18 protein-coding genes and 2 riboswitches are annotated in these 19,436 nt (G+C 71.5%); of the genes, 9 read left to right on the plus strand and 9 right to left on the minus strand.

Annotation, left to right across the window (positions count from 1 at the left end):
* Positions 1 to 51: 51 nt before the first annotated feature.
* The 6 genes from tilS to LHA26_RS13380 form a co-directional block, all read right to left on the minus strand.
* Entirely contained in the window at positions 52 to 1,008 is a 957-nt protein-coding gene (gene tilS, locus LHA26_RS13355; protein ID WP_252166085.1) for a tRNA lysidine(34) synthetase TilS, read from the minus strand.
* Positions 989 to 1,996, minus strand: a complete 1,008-nt coding sequence (locus LHA26_RS13360; RefSeq protein WP_252166086.1) for a tetratricopeptide repeat protein — start codon at positions 1,994 to 1,996, stop codon at positions 989 to 991. The genes tilS and LHA26_RS13360 overlap by 20 nt, the downstream gene beginning before the upstream one ends.
* Before the next feature lie 77 nt (positions 1,997 to 2,073).
* Positions 2,074 to 3,030, minus strand: a complete 957-nt coding sequence (locus LHA26_RS13365; protein WP_252166087.1) for a helix-turn-helix domain-containing protein — start codon at positions 3,028 to 3,030, stop codon at positions 2,074 to 2,076.
* Positions 3,031 to 3,117: 87 nt separating this feature from the next.
* Positions 3,118 to 5,400, minus strand: coding sequence for a phosphoenolpyruvate--protein phosphotransferase (gene ptsP, locus LHA26_RS13370; protein ID WP_252166088.1), 2,283 nt, complete (start codon positions 5,398 to 5,400; stop codon positions 3,118 to 3,120).
* A 74-nt stretch (positions 5,401 to 5,474) separates the two neighbouring features.
* Entirely contained in the window at positions 5,475 to 5,903 is a 429-nt protein-coding gene (locus LHA26_RS13375; protein ID WP_252166089.1) for a CoA-binding protein, read from the minus strand.
* 27 nt (positions 5,904 to 5,930) lie between these two features.
* The gene (locus LHA26_RS13380; RefSeq protein ID WP_252166090.1) at positions 5,931 to 6,905 is read right to left on the minus strand and encodes an Mrp/NBP35 family ATP-binding protein; all 975 of its coding nucleotides are present in this window, start codon (positions 6,903 to 6,905) and stop codon (positions 5,931 to 5,933) included.
* Between the two features lie 70 nt (positions 6,906 to 6,975).
* Between LHA26_RS13380 and hflK the strand changes: the two genes are divergently transcribed.
* From hflK to LHA26_RS13395, 3 genes are all read left to right on the plus strand, one after another.
* Complete coding sequence (hflK, locus tag LHA26_RS13385) at positions 6,976 to 8,097, plus strand: FtsH protease activity modulator HflK (protein ID WP_252166091.1); 1,122 nt, start codon at positions 6,976 to 6,978, stop codon at positions 8,095 to 8,097.
* 5 nt (positions 8,098 to 8,102) lie between these two features.
* Positions 8,103 to 8,963, plus strand: a complete 861-nt coding sequence (gene hflC / locus LHA26_RS13390) for a protease modulator HflC (protein ID WP_252168395.1) — start codon at positions 8,103 to 8,105, stop codon at positions 8,961 to 8,963.
* Between the two features lie 113 nt (positions 8,964 to 9,076).
* A complete protein-coding gene (locus LHA26_RS13395; RefSeq protein WP_252166092.1) occupies positions 9,077 to 10,642 on the plus strand; it encodes a Do family serine endopeptidase in 1,566 nt (521 codons plus the stop codon).
* Between the two features lie 91 nt (positions 10,643 to 10,733).
* Here the strand turns inward: LHA26_RS13395 and rnhA are convergent, their stop codons facing one another.
* The 3 genes from rnhA to ispH are packed head-to-tail and all read right to left on the minus strand — an operon-like array spanning position 10,734 to position 13,103.
* Complete coding sequence (gene rnhA, locus LHA26_RS13400) at positions 10,734 to 11,171, minus strand: ribonuclease HI (RefSeq protein ID WP_252166093.1); 438 nt, start codon at positions 11,169 to 11,171, stop codon at positions 10,734 to 10,736.
* The gene (thrB, locus tag LHA26_RS13405; protein WP_252166094.1) at positions 11,168 to 12,124 is read right to left on the minus strand and encodes a homoserine kinase; all 957 of its coding nucleotides are present in this window, start codon (positions 12,122 to 12,124) and stop codon (positions 11,168 to 11,170) included. The genes rnhA and thrB overlap by 4 nt, the downstream gene beginning before the upstream one ends.
* Positions 12,125 to 12,128: 4 nt before the next feature.
* Complete coding sequence (gene ispH, locus LHA26_RS13410) at positions 12,129 to 13,103, minus strand: 4-hydroxy-3-methylbut-2-enyl diphosphate reductase (RefSeq protein ID WP_252166095.1); 975 nt, start codon at positions 13,101 to 13,103, stop codon at positions 12,129 to 12,131.
* A gap of 91 nt (positions 13,104 to 13,194) precedes the next feature.
* On the opposite strand from ispH, the gene LHA26_RS13415 reads away from it, so the two are divergent.
* The 6 genes from LHA26_RS13415 (at position 13,195) to gcvPB (ending at position 19,427) form a co-directional block, all read left to right on the plus strand.
* Positions 13,195 to 13,857 carry a hypothetical protein gene (locus tag LHA26_RS13415; protein ID WP_252166096.1) on the plus strand — a complete coding sequence of 221 codons (663 nt, stop codon included), beginning with the start codon at positions 13,195 to 13,197 and terminating at the stop codon, positions 13,855 to 13,857.
* 71 nt (positions 13,858 to 13,928) lie between these two features.
* Positions 13,929 to 14,045: riboswitch (glycine riboswitch) on the plus strand.
* A riboswitch (glycine riboswitch) is annotated at positions 14,046 to 14,160 on the plus strand.
* Positions 14,161 to 14,217: 57 nt separating this feature from the next.
* A complete protein-coding gene (gene gcvT, locus LHA26_RS13420) occupies positions 14,218 to 15,333 on the plus strand; it encodes a glycine cleavage system aminomethyltransferase GcvT (protein WP_252166097.1) in 1,116 nt (371 codons plus the stop codon).
* A 5-nt stretch (positions 15,334 to 15,338) separates the two neighbouring features.
* Positions 15,339 to 15,713, plus strand: coding sequence for a glycine cleavage system protein GcvH (gene gcvH / locus LHA26_RS13425; protein WP_252166098.1), 375 nt, complete (start codon positions 15,339 to 15,341; stop codon positions 15,711 to 15,713).
* Positions 15,714 to 15,727: 14 nt separating this feature from the next.
* A complete protein-coding gene (locus LHA26_RS13430) occupies positions 15,728 to 16,492 on the plus strand; it encodes a class I SAM-dependent methyltransferase (protein WP_252166099.1) in 765 nt (254 codons plus the stop codon).
* A complete protein-coding gene (gene gcvPA / locus LHA26_RS13435; protein WP_252166100.1) occupies positions 16,492 to 17,859 on the plus strand; it encodes an aminomethyl-transferring glycine dehydrogenase subunit GcvPA in 1,368 nt (455 codons plus the stop codon). The genes LHA26_RS13430 and gcvPA overlap by 1 nt, the downstream gene beginning before the upstream one ends.
* Complete coding sequence (gcvPB, locus tag LHA26_RS13440) at positions 17,856 to 19,427, plus strand: aminomethyl-transferring glycine dehydrogenase subunit GcvPB (protein WP_252166101.1); 1,572 nt, start codon at positions 17,856 to 17,858, stop codon at positions 19,425 to 19,427. The genes gcvPA and gcvPB overlap by 4 nt, the downstream gene beginning before the upstream one ends.
* The last annotated feature ends 9 nt before the right edge of the window (positions 19,428 to 19,436 follow it).

Consider the following 19,436-nt stretch of genomic DNA (forward strand, 5'->3'; position numbering starts at 1 on the left):
GTCCCGGCCAATGTAGGCGCGGCTCGGTTAATGGCAATGGAACAACGCCGATCAAGACGTTCGTCGCACCGGCGCTCGGCGGAACCGCCACAGGCCCGCGTCCGCGCGGCAGAGAATGTCGGCGCAGCAGAGGCTTTCGCCCCGCTCCAGCGCGAGGAGCGCGCGCTCCAGCGCGGGGCCGTCGGGCGTGGCGCCGAATTCGTCCGCCAGCAGCCGCCGCAGGTGCCGGCGCGCCAGCGCGCGAATCGGATCGGGGCGATAGGCGCAGCCGCCATCGTCCGCGCGCGTCACGGCGTATCGCTCGTCGGCCAGGCGGGCGAGCGCCGCCTCCTCCTCGGCGAGATGCGCGGCGGCGGCGGCGAGCCGGCGGGGATCGAGCCAGGGCGTGGCGGCGAGCAGCGCGCGGGCGCGGCTGCGATCGAAGCGCGGGTCGGCATTGGAGGGATCGCGCACCGGCACCAGCCCCTCCGCCGCGACGATCGCCTCCAGCTCGGCCTTGCGCCAGCCGAGCAGCGGCCGCACGAGCAGCGGCGCATCGGGGCCGGGGCCGAGCGGCCGGCGTGCGCGCACCCCGCTCAGCCCCGCCAGCCCGGCGCCGCGCGCCAGCCGCATCAGCAGCGTCTCGGCCTGGTCGTCGGCATGATGCGCGGTGACGAGCGCGCGCCCCTCCGCGCTCGCCCAGGCGCCCAGCGCCGCGTAGCGCGCCGTTCGCGCGCCCGCCTGCACGCTGCCCTCCACCCGCACGCGCGCGCTATGATGGGGAACGCCGCGCGCGGCGCAGAGCGCGGCGACCAGCGCGGCCTCCTCGGCGGCGGCGGCGCGCAGGCCATGGTCCACCGTCATCGCCGCGATCCGCCCCGGCCGCGCGGCGGCGGCGAGCAGCAGCAGCGCCAGGCTGTCCGGCCCGCCGGATACGGCCAGGCCCAGCGCCGCGTCCGGCGGCAGCAGCGCGTCGAGATCGGCGGCGAACCGGGCGATCAGCGCGGCGTCAGGCGCCGCACTTGGCATCCTGCCGCCCCTGGGCGACACGCGCCTTGAGCGTGGCGTTGAGCGTGGCGCCATAGACGTCGCGCAGCTCGTCATAGACCTGGCAGGCCTGGCTCTGCTTCTTCAGCCGGGTCAGCGTCTGGCCGAGATAATAGAGGCTGTCCGCCGCCCGCTCGCCGCGCGGAAAGCGCTTGTAGCTGGTGAGGAAGGCATCGGCCGCGCTGGTCAGCTGGCCATCGTCCAGATAGGCGCGGCCGAGCAGATTCTGGGCATAGCTCGCGCGGCGGTGATTGGGATATTTGGCCACCACCTGCTTGAGCGCATCCTCCGCCTCGCCATAGCGCTTCTGCTGCCACAGCTGATAGCCGAGCATATAGCCGTCCTCGGCCCCGTCGCCGGTCTTGGGCGGCGCCGGCGATGCCGCCGCAGCGGGGGGCGCGCCATCGCCATCGCTCGCCGCCGCGTCGCCGCCATCCGCCGCGCCGCCGCGCGCGGGCTTCACGCCGGCGGGAAGCGGCTTGCGACCCTGCGGCCCGAACGGCGCGGGGGCGGCGTCCGCCCCGGCCGCTCCGCCCGCCGCCGCCGCGCCCAAGGCCCCGCCAGCCCCGCCGGCCGCCGCGGCGGCGCCGGCGCCGCCGCCCTCCACCTGCTGCAGCCGGTAATCGGTATCGGCCTGGAGCTTGGCGAAGCCCTGTTCCAGCACGTCCAGCCGGTGGTTGTTCACTTCGGTCTGGTTGGTGAGCTGGCGCACCTGCCCCTCCAGCGCGCTGACCCGGGCGCTGAGATCGCTGATCGCGCCGTCGGCCGGCGTGCCGCTCGGGGTGACTGGCGCGGGGGCGGGGGCGATCTGCGGCTCGAAATAATCGGGATTGCCGCCGGGGAAGACCTTGCGCTGCACCGCGCGCAGCTCCTTCTCGACACGGGTGACCCGGCCTTCGAGATCGGCGGGCTGGGCGAGCAGCGGCACGGCCGTGCCGGCAAGGAGAAGGGCGACGATCGCCAGACGCATAGCTTAGATCCTGATCGGCTGGAGCGGAACCACGAAGGCGTGGGCGTGGCCGGGCGCGCCTTTCGCTAGGCTGAAGCTCATCGGCCGGTGGCGCGGAAGGCGGGCGGCGCGCTTTCGTCGGGGGTGGTGGGCGCGGGCGCGGGCGTCGGCGCAGGGGCCGTCGCGGCGGCCGCCGCGCCGCCGCCGCGCGCGAGCAGCGCCTCGGCCTTGAGGCTGACATTGGAGATGGTGTGCGCCGGGGCGCCGAGCGGCGGCACCGGCCGGCCGCCCACGGTCACCTCCAGCCCTTCGGGCCGACCGGTGCGGATCACGGGATCGACCGCGCTGGCGGGCACCGGGAAGGATTTGCCCTGGTCGAGCGTGCCGATGAACAGGGTGGCGCCGCCGCGCTCGGAGATCTTCACCCAGGTCGGCACCTTGGCGGTGAGCAGCACGGCACCGCCGGCAGCCGGGGCCGGCGCGCCCGCGGCCGGGGCGCCGGGCGCGGCCGGCGTGCCGGGCGCCGGCGCGGCGGCGGGCGTGGCCGCAGGCGCGGGCGAGACCGGCGTGCTCTCGTCGCCGCGCGCCGCCAGCTTGGCGCGCATGTCGGCGCCCTCGCCGGAGACGAGGCCGCTGCGCCAGATGGCGTAGCCGCCGATCACCAGCACCGCGAGCACCAGCGCCACCAGCGCCAGCAGGCGCGGCGGCAGCCGGCTGGGATCGGCCGGTTCATAGGGTTCGTAGGCGATGCGGTGCGTGCCCGCCTTGGCGCGATCGAACTCGGCCCGGAACTGGTTGGCGAGCGCGGTGGGATCGAGGCCCACGGCGCGGGCATAGGCCTTGACGAAACCGGCGGAGTAGGGCGCGGCGGGCAGGCCCTCCAACCGGCCTTCCTCGATCTGCACCAGGTGGCGCACGGGCACCCGGGTCTGCCGCCCGATATCGTCGAGCGACTGTCCCTGATCCTCGCGTGCCGCGCGCAGGCGGACTCCGACGCTGTCTGGAGTCTGCTTAGCCTCGTCCATCATGCCTCCCGCATCGGTTCGGCTGGTCATCCGGTTCTGCGCCGTCCCGCCCTCGCCGGCCTTGTCGCAAAGGCCGGCCCCCAAAGTCAAACGGGCATTGCCGCTTGTGGTCCGGCCTTATTCGATGGCCACGCCCTGTTCCGCCGCCCAGCCCTGCAGCTTGGCGCGCAGGCCCTTGCCCTCGGCGAGCCACACCGGCATCAGCGCGCGCAGCGGCGCCAGATCGAGCGAGCGGATCATCGCCTTGACGGGCCCGATCGCCACCGGGGTGATCGACAGGCGCGGCACGCCCAGCCCGAGCAGCGCCATCGCCTCGAGCGGCCGGCCGCCCATTTCGCCGCACACGCCCACGGTCACCTCGGCCGCGAGGCTGGCCTCCACCACGCGGCGCAGGAAGCGCAGGATCGCCGGGCTCAGCCAGTCATACCGCTCGGCGAGGCGCGGATTGGCGCGATCGGCGGCGAACAGGAACTGGGTGAGATCATTGGTGCCGATCGAGAGGAAATCGAGCTTGGGCAGCAGCTGGTCCAGCATCTCGGCCAGCGCCGGCACCTCCAGCATCGCGCCGTAGCGGATCGCCGCCGGCCCCATGCGCCCGCGCGAGGCCAGCCAGCGCCGCTGCTCCTCGAACAGGAGCAGCGCCTGGTCATATTCCCAGGGCTCCGACACCATCGGGAACATCACGTTGAGCGTGCGGCCGGCGGCGGCCTCCAGCAGCGCGCGCGCCTGCGCCTTCATCAGCGCGTCGCGCTCCAGCGCGAGCCGCAGCGCGCGCCAGCCCATCGCGGGGTTCTCCTCGCCATTGGCGTCGACATTCATGTAGGGCAGCGCCTTGTCGCCGCCGATATCGACCGTGCGGAACACCACCGGCCGCTCGCCCGCCGCGTCCATCACGTCGCGATAGAGGCGCTGCTGGCGCTCGCGCTGGGGCAGGGTGGCCGAGACGAGGAACTGGAATTCGGTGCGGAACAGGCCGATCCCGTCGGCGCCGACGACATCGAGCGCGGCGGCATCGTCGCGCAGCCCGGCATTCACCATCAGCTCGATCCGCGTGCCATCGCGGGTGACGGCGGGAAGATCGCGCAGCTGCGCGAATTCGGCGCGGCGCTTCTGCGTGGCCGTGAGGCGGGCCTCGAAGGATTCCTCCATCGAGTCGGCCGGCCGCACCACCACGCGCTGGGCCGAAGCGTCGAGCAGCAGGAGATCGCCTTCCGCCACCGACTGGCGCACGGTGCGGCAGCGGCCGATCACCGGAATGCCCATCGCCCGCGCGACGATGGTGACATGCGCGGTGAGCGAGCCTTCCTCCAGCACCACGCCCTTCAGCCGGCGCCGGTCATATTCCAGCAGCTCGGCCGGGCCGAGATTGCGCGCGATCAGGATCGAATCCTGGCGCAGCCCCAGCTGCGCGGCGGTGCCGAGCTGGCCCGAGACGATGCGCAGCAGCCGGTTCGAGAGATCCTCCAGATCGTGCATGCGGTCGCGCAGCAGCGGATCGTCAATCTCGCGCATCCGCATCCGGGTGCGCTGCTGCACCCGCTCGATCGCCGCCTCGGCGGTGAGGCCGGCGCTGATCGCATCGTTGATGCGGCGGCTCCAGCCCTCGTCATAGGCGAACATCTTGTACGTCTCGAGCACGTCCTGATGCTCGCCGCCGACGCCGAACTCGGCCTGGCTGGTCATCCGGTCGATCTGCTCGCGCATCTGGCGGAAGGCGGAATAGACGCGCTGCCGCTCGACCTCGATATCCTCGGCCACGGTCTGGGTGATGACGACGCGGGGCTGGTGGAACACGGCATGGCCGCGGCCCATGCCATCCACCAGCTTGATGCCGGTGAGCGTCGCCGGGCCCAGCGCGCGCGCGCTGTTCACGCCGCTCGTCTCGTCGATCAGCCCGGCGGCGGCGATCAGCTCGGCGAGCACCATCGCCACCGTCTGGAGCGCCTCGATCTCGACATCGTCGTAGCGGCGCGAGGCTTCGTGTTGAACGCAGAGCACGCCCACCGCCGCCTCGCGCCGCACGATCGGCACGCCGGCGAAGCTGTGGAACAGCTCCTCGCCGGTTTCGGGATTGTAGACGAAATTAGGATGCGAGGTGGCCTCGTCGAGGTTCAGCGTTTCGACATGCTGGGCGATGGTGCCGACCAGCCCCTCGCCCGGGGCGAGCTTGGTGACATGCACCGCCTCCTGGAGCAGCCCGCGCGTCGCGTACAGCTCGAGCCGGCCCTCGCGCAGCAGATAGATAGAGCAGACCTCCGAGTGCAGCGCCTCGCCGATGATCTGCACCACCTGGTTGAGCTTGGCCTGGGCATGGGCGCGCCCGGCCATAACATCGTGCAGCCGCGTGAGGATCTCGCGGGCGGCGGTGGCGGCGGCGGTCGGCGGCGGCGCGGTCGGCATGCGTACAGCGCTATCAGATGCGGAGCCGTAGCGCCAATCCCGGCGGGTCCCGGGTGATGGCTAGGGCGTGCGCCTCAGTCGAGCCGGCGAATCGCCAGGCGGCGTATCTCGATGGCGGTGCAGCGGTCCATCACCACGCGCAGCCCGGCCGCCTCGGCCCGCGCCGCCGCCGCCGCGTTGACGATGCCGAGCTGCAGCCACACCGCCTTGGCGCCGATCGCGATCGCCTCGTCCACCGCCGCGCCGGCGGCGTCGGGGCGTCGGAAGATGTTCACGAGATCGATCGGCGCGCCGATCTGGTCGAGCGCGCGCCAGACATATTCGCCATGGACATGCTCGCCGGTGATCTGCGGGTTGACCGGCAGCACGCGATAGCCGTGGCGAACCAGCGCGCCCATCACGCCATAGCTCGGCCGGTCGGGCCGGTCCGACGCGCCGACCAGCGCGATGGTGCGCGTCTCGCGCAGCAATTGGGCGATATCCTCGTCGCGGCTCAGCGGCATGCGCCTCTCCTTCGCGAGGCCAACCGTTCAGCCGCGCTTCGGCTCCATCGCGGCGAGCACGGCGGCGGCGATGCCGGCGAACAGCGCCGCCTCCGGCCCCTCGCCGGCGGCGGGCGGCGTGCCCGCATCGGAGGCGGTGCGGATGGCGAGATCCAGCGGCACCCGGCCGAGCAGCGGCAGCCCGCGCCGCGCCGCCTCCGCCTCGGCGCCGCCATGGCCGAAAGGATGGCTCAACGCGCCGCAGGCGGGGCAGAGATAGCCCGCCATATTCTCGATCAGCCCCAGCACCGGCACCTGCGCGGTGGCGAACAGGTCCATCGCGCGCACCGCGTCGATCAGCGCGACATCCTGCGGGGTGGAGACGATCACCGCCGCGGCGGGGCGATGCTTCTGGATCATGGAGAGCTGCACGTCGCCCGTGCCCGGCGGCAGATCCACCACCAGCCAGTCGATTCCCTCCCAGCGCGCATCGACCAGCTGGCCGAGCGCGCCGGACGCCATCGGCCCGCGCCAGGCCAGCGCCTTGCCCGGCGCGACGAGCTGGCCCATCGACAGCATCGGCACGCCATAGCGGGTGGGGATGGGGATCAGCTGCTTGTCCTCGGCCACCGGCCGCGCATCCTCGGCGCCCATCAGCCGCGGCTGGGAGGGCCCGTAGATATCCGCATCCACCAGCCCGACGCGCGCCCCCGCCCGGGCCATGGCGATGGCGAGATTGGCGGCGATGGTCGATTTGCCGACGCCGCCCTTGCCGCTGCCCACCGCGATCAGCCGCCGCTCGCGCCGCTCGGCGGTGAGCAGCGCGCGCACGCCGGTGACGCCGGGCACCGCCATCAGCGCGGCCTTGGCGTCGCGCTCCAGCGCCGCGCGCCCGGCCTCGTCGAGCCCGGACACGTCGAGGATCAGGCTCACCAGACCGTCGGCGGCGGCGCGCGGCGGCGCGGCGCGCGGAGCGAAGGGGGCGAGCGCGGCGGCGAGGCGATCGGGATCGGGATGGGCCATGGCCGCGTCCTTAAGCCGGGTGGCGCGCGATGCCACTATTTTTCCCCTCCGCGCCCCCTATAATGCGGGCATGATCGAAGACCTCGCGCGGCGCGGCCGCGGCGATCCCCGCGCGCCCGCCCGTCTCGGCGATCCGGCGAGTCTCAGCAACGGCCAGCGATGGGGCGATGACGATCCCGAAGGCGGCAAATCCAATCCCTGGTCGGGCAATGGCCGGGGCGGTCGGCGCGGCCGGCCCGGCCAGCCTTCGCTGGAGGAGCTGATCCGGCTGGGCCGGGGGCGGTTCGGCGGCCGGCTGCCGGGCGGCGGCGCGCGTCCGATCTGGGGCTATGCGCTGGCGGCCTTTGTGCTGCTGTGGCTGCTCACCACGAGCTTCCACCAGATCGATCCGCAGGAGCGCGGCGTCATCACCCGCTTCGGCCGCTATCAGGGCACGCTCGGGCCAGGCGTGGGGCTGACCATGCCGGCGCCGGTGGATGTCGTCACCCGCGTCAATGTCGACCAGATCGCCAGCTTCGACGTGCCGGGATCGGGCGGGCAGAATCTCGTCCTCACCGGCGATCAGAACATCATCGATCTCGCCTATTCGGTGCGCTGGTCGGTGCGCGATCCCGAACTCTATCTGTTCGAGCTGGCCCAGCCCGAGGATACGATCCGCGAGGTCGCGGAAAGCGCGATGCGCGAGGAAGTGTCGCGGGTGACGCTGGACGAGGCGATCGGCCCGATGCGCAGCCAGATCGAAAGCCGCGTCGCGGCGCGGATGCAGGCGCTGCTCGACCGTTATCGCGCGGGTGTGACGATCGAGGGCGTGGCGATCAAGCAGGCCGATCCGCCCGAGGCGGTGAACGACGCCTTCAAGGAAGTCTCGGCCGCGCAGCAGCAGGCGCAATCCTTCCTCAACAATGCCCGCGCCTATTCCGAGCAGGTCGAGGCCAGCGCCAGCGCCGCCGCCGCGGCGTTCGACAAGGTCTACGACGCCTACCGCCTTGCCCCGGAGGTGACGCGCAAGCGCATGTATTACGAGACGATGGAGGCGGTGCTGGCGCGCAACGACAAGGTCATCGTCGATACGCCGGGCAGCCCCACCGTGCTGCCGCTGCCCGGCCTCAAGCCGCGCGGCCGGGCGGTGGACGGCGAGCCGCCGACGATCACCGTCGCGCCCGCGCCGGTGACGCGGGGAGGCGGCCAGTGACGCTCCTGACGCGGCTGCTGCGCAATCCGATCGGCTGGGCCGGGCTGCTGATCGTGGTGGTGCTCGCCTGCGCCTCCACCCTCTCGATCATCCCCGAGACGAGCCAGGCGCTGGTGGTGCGCATGGGCAAGCCCGATCGCGTGGTGAACCGCTACCGGCCGGGCCAGGGCTTTGGCGGCGACGGCGCCGGCCTGCTCGCCCATATCCCGCTCGTCGAGCAGGTGGTGGTGATCGACAAGCGCGTGCGCGACATCGATATGGAGCGTCAGCCCGTGCTCTCCACCGATCAGCTGCGGCTGGAGGTGGATGCCTTCGCCCGCTACCGCATCACCGATCCGCTGCGCATGTATCTCGCGGCGCGCGGCGACGAGCGGCGCGTGGGCGAGGCGCTGAAGCCGATTCTCGGCTCGGCGCTGCGCAACGAGCTGGGGCGCCGCCCCTTCGCCGCGCTGCTGACCCCCGAGCGCGACACGGCGATGCGCAACATCCGCGACGCCCTGAACCGGATCGCCGCGCAATATGGCGCGCAGATCGTCGATGTGCGGATCAACCGCGCCGAGCTGCCCGACGGCACGCCGCTGGACAGCGCCTTCGAGCGGATGCGGTCCGCGCGCCGCCAGCAGGCGATGACGATCCGCGCCGAGGGGATGAAGCAGGCCGCGATCCTGCGCGGCCAGGCGGATGCCGATGCCTCGCGCATCTATGCCGATGCCTTCGGCAAGGATCCGGACTTCTACGATTTCTACCGCTCGATGCAGTCCTACCGCGCGGCCTTCGCGCCCGACGGCGAAAATATCGGGGGCACCACCTTGGTGCTTTCGCCCAACAGCGCCTATTTCAGAAACTTCATCAACAAGGGCAAGTAAGCGCCGGATCATGTGTCGTTCAATGCGCGTTCAGCCTGGAACCAGCACGCTTCAGCGCCTGAAGGGCGGCGTCCGCTAGCCCGCACCCAATTCTGTTCAACGGAGGCTTATCCTTGCGCTACGCCTATGCCATTACCGCCGCCCTGCTCGCGGGAGGGGCCGCCGCGACGCTAACCCTCCAGCAGCCGGTGGGCGCGCAGGTCGCGCAGAACGCGCCAGGCACGATCAGCCGTGCCGTTGCCGGCCCCGGCACCAGCTTCGCCGATCTCGCCGCCCGGCTCCAGCCGGCGGTGGTCAACATCTCCACCACCCAGAAGATCAAGGTCCAGGCGCAGCAGAGCCCGTTCGCCGGCACGCCCTTCGACGATCTGTTCCGTCAGTTCGGCGGCGGTGGTGGCGGCAATGGCCAGCCGGTGACGCGCGAGGCGACCTCGCTCGGCTCGGGCTTCATCATCTCGGCCGATGGCTATGTCGTCACCAACAACCATGTCATCACCGGCGGCGCCGGCGCGGACGATCAGCGCAGCACCACGGTCGAATCGATCACGGTGACGCTGCCCGACCGCACCGAATACAAGGCGCGCGTGATCGGGCGCGACAGCGCCGCGGATCTCGCCGTGCTGAAGATCGACGCGCCCAAGCCCTTGCCCTTCGTCCAGTTCGGCGACTCGACCCGGACGCGCGTGGGCGACTGGGTGATCGCGATCGGCAATCCCTTCGCGCTTGGTGGCACCGTCACCGCCGGCATCGTCTCGGCGATCCATCGCTCGATCAGCAATGGCGGCGCCTATGACCGCTACATCCAGACCGACGCGGCGATCAATTCGGGCAACTCCGGCGGCCCGATGTTCGACATGGCGGGCAATGTCGTCGGCATCAACACCGCCATCTATTCGCCCACCGGCGGCAATGTCGGCATCGGCTTCGCCATTCCGGCGGAACAGGCCAAGCCGGTGATCGAGGTGCTGATGAAGGGCGGCCGCGTGAAGCGCGGCTATCTCGGCATCGGCATCCAGCCCGTGGACGACGAGATCGCGGGCGCGCTCGGCCTGCCGAAGAACCATGGCGAGATCGTGGGCCGCGTCGAGCCCGGCTATCCCGGCGCGCGCGCCGGCATCCAGCAGGGCGATGTGATCTCCAAGATCAACGGCCAGGATGTCACCCCGGACAATACGCTGTCCTTCATCGTCTCCAATCTGCCGATCGGCGCGCGCGTGCCGATCGAACTCTATCGTCGCGGCCAGAAGCTCACCGTCACGGCGGTGATCGGCGAGCGTCCGCCGGAAAGCCAGATCCAGGGCGATATCGGCGAGGGCGACGACGACGATAATGGCGCGGACGATAATGGCGGCCAGTCGGCGCAGAACAAGGCGGCGGCGACCACGCTCGGCGCCTCGGTGCAGGCGCTGACCCCGCAGATCGCGCAGCAGCTCGGCGTGCCGAGTTCGGTCAAGGGCGTGGTGATCGCCTCGGTCGATCCGAGCAGCGATGTCGCGGCGAGCGGGCTGAAGCGCGGGGACATCATCCTCAGCATCAACCAGGTGTCGACGCCGACGGTGGCCGCCGCCGCCGCCGCGATCGAGGCGGCGCGCCGCGCCGGCCGCGATTCGGTGCTGCTGCTCGTGCAGCGCGGCAGCCAGGGTTCGCGCTATTACGGCGTGAAGCTTCAGAAGAAGTAAGCCGGGTCTCCGACCTGGACGCGGCGAGGGCCGGCCCGGCGACGGGTCGGCCCTTGCGTTATGGGGCGGACGGCGCCCGGCGGGACGGGGCTCAGCGCCGCGCGAACTTGGCGGCTTCGGCGCAGGCGAGCTGATCGACCCGCTCATTCTCGGCATGGCCGGCATGGCCGCGCACCCATTTCCATTCGATCTGGTGCGGCTTGGCGGCGGCGAGCAGCGCCTGCCAGAGATCGGCGTTCTTCACGGGCTTCTTGTCCGCCGTCTTCCAGCCGTTGCGCTGCCAGCCATGGATCCACTTGGTAAGCCCATCCAGAACATAGCGGCTGTCGGTGGTGAGCGTGACGGCGCAGGGCCGGGTCAGCGCCTCCAGCGCCTTGATCGCGGCCATCAGCTCCATGCGGTTGTTGGTGGTGAGCGGCTCGCCGCCCGACAGTTGCTTTTCGGTCGCGCCCATGCGGAGCAGCGCGCCCCAGCCGCCCGGGCCGGGATTGCCCTTGCAGGCGCCGTCGGTGAAGATCTCGATCGTCATGCGAAGAGCGTTTCGCCCTGCGCGGCGTATCTGTCCAGCCGGCGCAGAAAGGCGAGCGGATCCTTGCGGGTGACGAGCGCGTCGGCGGGCGTGTTCAGCCAGTCCCAGGCGCGGGTGAGGGTGAAGCGCAAGGCCGCGCCGCGCGCCAGCACGGGCAGCGCGGCGCGCTCGGCCGCGCTCAAGCCGAAGCGCGCGGCATAGCCCGCCACCAGCGCCGCGCCGATCGCGGGATCGAAATCGGTGCCGTCGCCCGAAAAGCTCCAGGCGCTGTGCGTCACCGCCAGGTCCCAGGCGCGGATCTCGGAGCAGGCGAAATAGAAATCGATCATTCCCGTCACCCGATCGCCGAGCATGAGCACATTGTCGGGAAAGAGATCGGCGTGGATGACCGCGCGCGGCAGATCGGCGGGCCAGTGCGCGGCGAGAAAATCCAGCTCGCGCGCCACCCGCGCCGCCAGCCCCGGCGCGATCGCATCCAGCCCGGCCCCGCAGCGCGCGGCGAGCGCGCGCCAGCCGTCCGGCCCGAGCGTGTTGGGCCGTTCGCGCGCGAAATCCGCCAGCGCGGCGTGCAGCGCGCCCAGCGCCTCGCCGGCGGCGCGCGCCTGGCCGGCGCTGGGGGTGGTGAGCGAGACGCCGGGCAGGAACTCGATCAGGCAGGCGGGGCGGCCGCACAGGCTCTGCACCTGCCGCCCGTCGCGATCGCGGAGCGCGCGCGGCACGGGCAGGCCGCGATCGGCGCAATGATCGAGCAGCGCGAGGAAGAAGGGCAGGTCGCCCGCATCGACGCGCTTCTCGTACAGCGTCAGGATGAAGCGGCCGGCGCTCGCCTCCACCAGATAATTGCTGTTCTCGACCCCCTCGGCGATACCCTTGGCCGAGATCAGCGTCCCGAGGCCATAGGCGTGGAGCAGCGCCGCCATCGCTTCGGCGGAAACCTGGGTATAGACCGCCATCGCGTCAGGCGGCGAGGCCGTGGGGCAGCTTGAAGACCATGCGCTCGGCGGTGGCGACGATCTCATGCTCGGTCACGGCGAAGCGGGTGGCCAGCCGGTCGATCACCTCGCGCACCAGCACCTCGGGGGCCGAGGCGCCGGCGGTGATGCCGAGCTTGGCGACCCCGGCGAGCCAGGCGAAATCGATGCACTCGGCGCGCTGCACCAGCCGCGCGCGCGTGCCCTCGCGCTCCGCCACCTCGACGAGGCGGAGCGAGTTGGACGAATTGGGCGCGCCGATCACCAGCATCGCGTCGCACGCCGCCGCGATCGCCTTCACCGCCGCCTGGCGGTTGGAGGTGGCGTAGCAGATATCCTCGCCGCGCGGCGCCTGGATGGCCGGGAAGCGGCGCCGCAGCGCGGCGACGATCGCGGCGGTATCGTCGACGGACAAGGTCGTCTGGGTGAGGAAGGCGAGCGCCTCGGGATCGGCGGGCGCCAGCCGCTCGACATCGGCCTCGGTCTCGATCAGCGTCATGGCGCCCGGCGGCACCTGGCCGAAGGTGCCGATCACCTCGGGATGGCCGGCATGGCCGATGAACAGGATGTGGCGCCCCTGATCCACCAGCCGCTCGGCCTGGCGATGGACCTTGGAGACGAGCGGGCAGGTCGCGTCGAAAAAGTCGAGCCCGCGCTCGGCCGCCTTGTGCGGCACCGCCTTGGGCACGCCATGCGCGGAGAAGACCACCGGCGCGCCATCCGGCACCGCGTCCAGCTCCTCGACGAAGACCGCGCCCTTCGCGCGCAGCGCGTCCACCACGAAGCGGTTATGGACGATCTCGTGCCGCACGAAAACGGGCGCCCCGAATCGCTCCAGCGCCAGTTCGACGATGCGGATCGCGCGGTCCACCCCGGCGCAGAAGCCTCGCGGGGCTGCGATAAGCAGATCGAGCGGCGGCCGCGGCGCGCTCGGATCGGCTTCGGGAGAGGCCTGGACCATGACGATGCTCTACGCGATTGCTTGCCTGCGGTGAAGGCGCTTCCTATGATCCATCGCAGCGCTTCTCTTGCCAGCCTGGAAAGTCCCCGCCTTGTCGATCACCCTGCGTCGCCTGCCGCTCGCCCTCGCGCTCTGCCCGCTCCTGCTGGCGGGTTGCGCCAAGGATGACGAGCTTACCGCCATTGGCGGCTCGATCGGCAAGCAGATCACCCGCACCAGCTGCCCCGCGGTGGCGGTGCCCGCCAATACCGGCGACGTCACGCTGTTCAACCCGGCCACCAGCCGCGACGCGAGCGCGATCGACGTCGTCGCCACGCTCACCGATCTGCACGGCCAGTGCGACGAGACGGCGCCCGAAACGCTCCACACCGTGGCGAGCTTCCGCGTGGTCGCGCGCCGCGCCAGCGCGGCGGGGCCGCGCGATCTGGTGCTGCCTTATTATGCGGCGGTGGTGCGCTCGGGCGACAAGATCGTCTCCAAGTCGGTGAGCCAGGTCGCCATCCATTTCGACGACGGCAAGCTGCTCGCCGAGACGAGCGGCCGCGCCGAGGCCTCGGTGCGCCGCGCCGACGCGACGTTGCCCGAGGCGGTGCGCGAGAAGATCGGCCGCAAGCGCCGCGCCGAGGATGCCGATGCCTCGATCGATCCGATGAGCGATCCGCAGGTGCGCGCGGCGATGGCGCGCGCCAGCTTCGAGCTGCTGGTCGGCTTCCAGCTCACCCAGGAGCAGCTGGCCTATAACGCCACGCGCTGAGGCGCGCTTAAGCGATTGACTCGGGCGTCGGGCTCGGCCACTCGGGTCGGGCTTCCGGCGGGCGACCGCCGGCTGCACGCGCGGGAGAGCGCGTCGTTGGGGCAGGGCCGCAGGGCCTGTGCGCCGGCGACGCCGCCGAAGGAGCAACCGCCCCGGAATCTCTCAGGCCTCGGGACCGCGCGGGCAGATGGGCACTCTGGAAAGCGGGCAGGCCGGCGCGACGCGCCGGGCCGCCCCACCGAAGGGGTAAGCGGTTGCACGGCACCCGCGAAAGCTCTCAGGTTCCGTGACAGAGGGGGCAAGCAGCACAGGCCGCGACTCCGGCCCTGCCGCTTGCCACCACGTCGAGAAGGGCCTGACATGACCGAGAGCGTCCCCGAAGAGCTGATCGAAACGCCGGACGCGCTGCCGCTCGATGCCTGGCACGAGGCGCATGGCGCGCGCATGGTGCCCTTCGCCGGCTATCGCATGCCGATCCACTATGAGGGCATCATCGCCGAGCATCTCTGGGTGCGCGCGCATGCCGGCCTGTTCGACGTGAGCCATATGGGCCAGCTGAGCTTCACCGGCGAGGGCGTGGTGGCGGCGCTGGAGGCGCTGCTGCCGGCCGATATCGCCGGGCTCGCGCCGGGCCGGATGCGCTATTCGCTGCTGCTCGACGAGGCGGGCGGCATTCTCGATGATCTCATGCTCACCCAGCGCGGCGACGACGTCTACATGGTCGTCAACGGCGCGACCAAATGGGACGATATCGCCCATCTGCGCGAATTCCTGCCCGATGAGGTGACGCTCAACCACATGGACGATCAGGCGCTGCTGGCGCTGCAGGGTCCGGAGGCGGTCGACGCGCTGGCGCGGATCGCGCCCGGCGTGGAGCAGCTCTCCTTCATGACGGGCGGCGCCTTCCTGGTCGCCGGGGTCGAGGCCTGGGTGAGCCGCTCGGGCTATACGGGCGAGGACGGGTTCGAGATCTCCATGCCCGCCGTCGCCGCCGAGCGCGTCGCCGACGCCCTGATGCGCGAGCCCGAGGTGAAGCCGATCGGCCTGGGCGCGCGCGATTCGCTGCGGCTCGAGGCGGGGCTGCCGCTCTACGGCCATGATCTCGATCCCGAGACCACGCCGGTCGCCGCCGATCTCGGCTTCGCCCTCTCCAAGCGCCGCCGCGAGGCGGGCGGCTTTCCCGGCCATGCGCGGATCATGGCGGAGCGCGAGGCCGGCCCGGCGCTGAAGCGGGTGGGCCTGTTCGTCGAGGGCCGCCAGCCGGTGCGCGAGGGCGCGCTGGTCGAGGGGGGCGGCAAGGTCACCTCCGGCGGCTTCTCGCCCAGCCTCTCGCGCCCGATCGCCATGGCCTATGTGCCGCTGGCGCAGGCGGCGCCGGGGAGCAGCGTCACGATCGAGCAGCGCGGCAAGCGTTTCGCCGCCACCGTCACGCCGCTGCCCTTCGTTCCCCATTCCTATTATCGCAAGGGAGCCTGATCGCCATGGCCACGATCTTCTACACCAAGGATCACGAATGGATCGCCGTCGAGGGGACGAGCGCGACGGTGGGGATCACCGATTACGCCCAGGCCCAGCTCGGCGACATCGTGTTCGCCGAGGCGCCGCCTGCCGGCACCCGCGTCGAGAAGGGCAAGGAGGCGGCGGTCGTCGAATCGGTCAAGGCCGCGTCCGATGTCTATGCCCCGGTGACGGGCGAGGTGATCGAGGCCAATGCCGCGCTCGAGGGCGATCCGGCGCTGGTGAACACCGCGCCCGAGGGCGAGGGCTGGTTCTTCAAGCTCACTCTGGCCGATCCGTCCGAGCTGGACGGGCTGATGGACGAAGAGGCCTACAAGGCCTTCGTGGCGAGCCTCTGACCGGGGCGCCGGCCATGGCGATCGACCTCAGCGCGCGCTGGGATGCGGCCGATTACGGCCGCAACGCCGGCTTCGTGCCGACGCTGGGCGCGCCGGTGCTGGCGTTGCTCGCGCCTCAGCCGGGCGAGCGGATCCTCGATCTCGGCTGCGGCGACGGCGTGCTGACCCAGGCGATCGCCGATGCCGGCGCGACCGTGATCGGCGTGGATGGCGCGCCCGCCATGGTCGAGGCGGCGGTGGCGCGCGGGCTGGATGCGCGCGTGCAGGATGGCCAGGCGCTGGCGTTCGACGCGGCGTTCGATGCCGTCTTCTCCAATGCCGCGCTGCACTGGATGCTCGATGCCGGGGCGGTGGCGGCCGGCGTGTTCCGCGCGCTGCGGCCGGGAGGCCGCTTCGTCGGCGAGATGGGCGGCAGCGGCAATATCGCCACGCTGCGCGCCGCGCTCCAGGCCGAACGCGTCGCGCGTGGCTATCCGGCCGGTCCCGATCCGCAATGGTATCCCGATCCGGGCGGCTTCACCGCGCTCTATGCGGCGGCGGGGTTCGTCGAGATCGAGGCGCGGCTGATCCCCCGGCCGACCGAATTGCCCGCCGGCGTGGCCGGCTGGCTCCGCACCTTTCGCGCCGGCTTCCTCGATGCCGCCGGCGTGCCCGATGCCGAGCAGGATGCGTTCGCGCGCGCCGTGGAGCGCCGGCTCGAACCCGATTTCCGCCAGCCCGACGGGCGCTGGATCGCTGATTATGTCCGCCTTCGTTTCTCGATGAGGAAACCTGCCTGATGCGCTACTTGCCTCTCCAGCCCGCCGATCGTCAGGCGATGCTGGACGTGATCGGGGCCGGCTCGGTCGACGCGCTGTTCGCCGACGTGCCCGATGCCGCGCGCCTCGATGGGCCGATCGCCGGCCTGCCGCTCCACGCCTCCGAACAGGCGGTGGAACGCCAGCTCGGCCGGCTCGCCCGGATGAACCAGGCGGCGGGCGACCAGCCCTTCTTCCTCGGCGCCGGCGCCTACCGGCACCATATTCCCGCCAGCGTGGATCATCTCATCCAGCGCGGCGAGTTCCTGACCAGCTACACGCCCTATCAGCCCGAGATCGCGCAGGGCACGCTCCAGGCGCTGTTCGAATTCCAGACCCAGGTGGCGCGGCTGTTCGGGTGCGAGGTGGCCAATGCCTCCATGTATGACGGCTCGACCGCGTGCTGGGAGGCGATCGGCATGGCGCGGCGCATCACCCGCCGCGGAACGGCGCTGCTCTCGGCCGGGCTCCATCCGCATTATGTGTCGGTCTGCCAGACCATGGCGCGCTTCACCGGCGATCGGCTCGTCACCGCGGTGCCGGCGCTGGCCGATGGCGCGCCGGGCGATGACGGCGCCGCGCTGCTCGCCGCGATCGATGGCGAGACCAGCTGCGTGGTCGTGCAATATCCCAATATCCTCGGCCATGTGACCGATCTGCGCGAACTGGCGGCGGCGGCCCATGCCAAGGGCGCGCTGCTGATCGCGGTGGTCACGGAGCCGGTCGCGCTCGGCCTGCTCACCCCGCCGGGCGAGATGGGCGCCGATATCGTGGTGGGCGAGGGCCAGTCGATCGGCGTGGGCCTCAATTTCGGCGGCCCCTATGTCGGCCTGTTCGCCTGCGCCGAAAAGCATGTCCGGCAGATGCCGGGCCGGCTCGCCGGCGAGACGGTGGATGCCGCCGGCCAGCGCGGCTTCGTGCTCACCCTCTCCACGCGCGAGCAGCATATCCGCCGCGAGAAGGCGACGTCGAACATCTGCACCAATTCGGGCCTGTGCGCGCTCGCCTTCTCGATCCATATGAGCCTGCTCGGCGAGACGGGGCTGCGGCGGCTGGCCCAGCTCAACCATGGCCTCGCCGTCGCGGCCGCCGAACGGCTCGCCCGCGTGCCCGGGGTGGAGCTGGTGAACGGCCCCTTCTTCAACGAATTCACGCTCCGCCTCGCCAAGGAGGCGCGGCCGGTGGTGCGCGCCATGGCGGATCGCGGCGTGCTGGGCGGCGTGTCGCTCGGCCGCCTCTATCCCGGCGTGGAGGCGCTGGAGCGCGGTCTGCTCGTGACGGTGACGGAGACGAGCGACGCGGACGATGTAACCGCCCTGGCGGACGCGCTTGAGGAGGCGCTGGCATGACGATCAACCAATCCGGATGGCGCCCCGAGGCGCCGCGCGACGGCGCCGACGCCACCCCCGCCACCTTCACCGGCAACAAGGCGCTGATGCTCGAGGAGCCGCTGATCTTCGAACTGGGCGGAAGCGACCGCACCGGCGTGGATCTGCCCGCGCCGCCTTCGGTGACGCCGCGGCTAGGCGGGCTGGAGCGCGCGCGGCCGATCGGCCTGCCGGGGCTGACCGAGCCCGAGGCGGTGCGCCACTATACGCGCCTCAGCCGGCAGAATTATGCGATCGATCTGGGCCTGTTTCCGCTCGGATCGTGCACGATGAAGCATAATCCGCGCCTCAACGAGCGCATGGCGCGGCTGCCTGGCTTCGCCGATCTCCACCCGCTCACCCCGGTCGATGGCGCGCAGGGCGCGCTGGCGCTGATCCATCTTGTCGGCACCTGGCTCAAGACGCTGACCGGCATGGCCGGCATCGCGATGAGCCCGAAGGCCGGCGCGCATGGCGAGCTGTGCGGCCTGCTCGCGATCCGCGCCGCGCACGAGGCGCGCGGCGATGCGCGCAAGGTGATCCTGGTGCCCGAGAGCGCGCACGGCACCAATCCCGCCACCGCCGCCTTTTGCGGCTATGCGGTGCAGGCGATCCCCGCCACGGCGGACGGCCGCGTCGATCTGGCGGCGCTGACCGCGCGGCTCGGGCCCGATGTCGCCGGGGTCATGATCACCAACCCCAACACCTGCGGATTGTTCGAGCGCGACATGATCGCGATCGCCGAGGCAGTCCATGCGGTGGGCGGCTATGTCTATTGCGACGGCGCCAATTTCAACGCGATCGTGGGCAGGGTGCGGCCGGGCGATCTCGGTGTCGACGCGATGCACATCAACCTCCACAAGACATTCTCCACCCCGCATGGCGGCGGTGGCCCAGGCTCCGGCCCGGTCGTCTTCTCGGAGGCGCTGGCGCCCTTCGCGCCACTTCCCTTCGTCGAGGAGCAGGATGGGCGCTTCGTGCTGGTGGAGGAGGAGACCGCCTCCGCCGCGCATCACGAGCAGGCCTTCGGGCGGATGGTGGCCTTTCACGGCCAGATGGGCATGTTCGTCCGCGCCGCCGCCTATATGCTGAGCCATGGCGCGGACGGGCTCCGCCAGGTCGCCGAGGATGCCGTGCTTTCGGCCAATTATATCCTGCGATCGCTGGAGGATGTGCTGGAGGCGCCGTTCGCGGCGAGCGGGCCCTGCATGCATGAGGCGCTGTTCTCCGATGCCAATCTGGCGCCGGGCTTCACCACGCTGGATATCGCCAAGGCCCTGATCGACGAGGGCTTCCACCCCATGACCATGTATTTTCCGCTGGTCGTGCACGGGGCCATGCTGATCGAGCCGACCGAGACCGAGAGCAAGGCCGCGCTCGATCAGTTCATCGGCGCGCTGCGCAGCGTCGCGGAGCGGGCGCGGGCGGGCGACGCGACGCTCAAGGCGGCGCCGATCCATGCGCCGCGCCGGCGGCTCGACGAGACGGCGGCGGCCCGCAAGCCGGTGCTGGTGTGGAAGCCGGCGCCGCTGGCCGACGCCGCCGAATAAGGCGGCAGA

Source organism: Sphingomonas morindae (assembly GCF_023822065.1).
Classification (GTDB): domain Bacteria; phylum Pseudomonadota; class Alphaproteobacteria; order Sphingomonadales; family Sphingomonadaceae; genus Solisphingomonas; species Solisphingomonas morindae.

Bases quoted from the DNA above. Each gene is read 5' to 3' on its own strand.
- tilS (WP_252166085.1), bottom strand. From the start codon at position 1,008: ATGCCAAGTGCGGCGCCTGACGCCGCGCTGATCGCCCGGTTCGCCGCC.
- LHA26_RS13360 (WP_252166086.1), bottom strand. From the start codon at position 1,996: ATGCGTCTGGCGATCGTCGCCCTTCTCCTTGCCGGCACGGCCGTGCCG.
- LHA26_RS13365 (WP_252166087.1), bottom strand. From the start codon at position 3,030: ATGACCAGCCGAACCGATGCGGGAGGCATGATGGACGAGGCTAAGCAG.
- ptsP (WP_252166088.1), bottom strand. From the start codon at position 5,400: ATGCCGACCGCGCCGCCGCCGACCGCCGCCGCCACCGCCGCCCGCGAG.
- LHA26_RS13375 (WP_252166089.1), bottom strand. From the start codon at position 5,903: ATGCCGCTGAGCCGCGACGAGGATATCGCCCAATTGCTGCGCGAGACG.
- LHA26_RS13380 (WP_252166090.1), bottom strand. From the start codon at position 6,905: ATGGCCCATCCCGATCCCGATCGCCTCGCCGCCGCGCTCGCCCCCTTC.
- hflK (WP_252166091.1), top strand. From the start codon at position 6,976: ATGATCGAAGACCTCGCGCGGCGCGGCCGCGGCGATCCCCGCGCGCCC.
- rnhA (WP_252166093.1), bottom strand. From the start codon at position 11,171: ATGACGATCGAGATCTTCACCGACGGCGCCTGCAAGGGCAATCCCGGC.
- thrB (WP_252166094.1), bottom strand. From the start codon at position 12,124: ATGGCGGTCTATACCCAGGTTTCCGCCGAAGCGATGGCGGCGCTGCTC.
- ispH (WP_252166095.1), bottom strand. From the start codon at position 13,103: ATGGTCCAGGCCTCTCCCGAAGCCGATCCGAGCGCGCCGCGGCCGCCG.
- gcvT (WP_252166097.1), top strand. From the start codon at position 14,218: ATGACCGAGAGCGTCCCCGAAGAGCTGATCGAAACGCCGGACGCGCTG.
- gcvH (WP_252166098.1), top strand. From the start codon at position 15,339: ATGGCCACGATCTTCTACACCAAGGATCACGAATGGATCGCCGTCGAG.
- LHA26_RS13430 (WP_252166099.1), top strand. From the start codon at position 15,728: ATGGCGATCGACCTCAGCGCGCGCTGGGATGCGGCCGATTACGGCCGC.
- gcvPA (WP_252166100.1), top strand. From the start codon at position 16,492: ATGCGCTACTTGCCTCTCCAGCCCGCCGATCGTCAGGCGATGCTGGAC.
- gcvPB (WP_252166101.1), top strand. From the start codon at position 17,856: ATGACGATCAACCAATCCGGATGGCGCCCCGAGGCGCCGCGCGACGGC.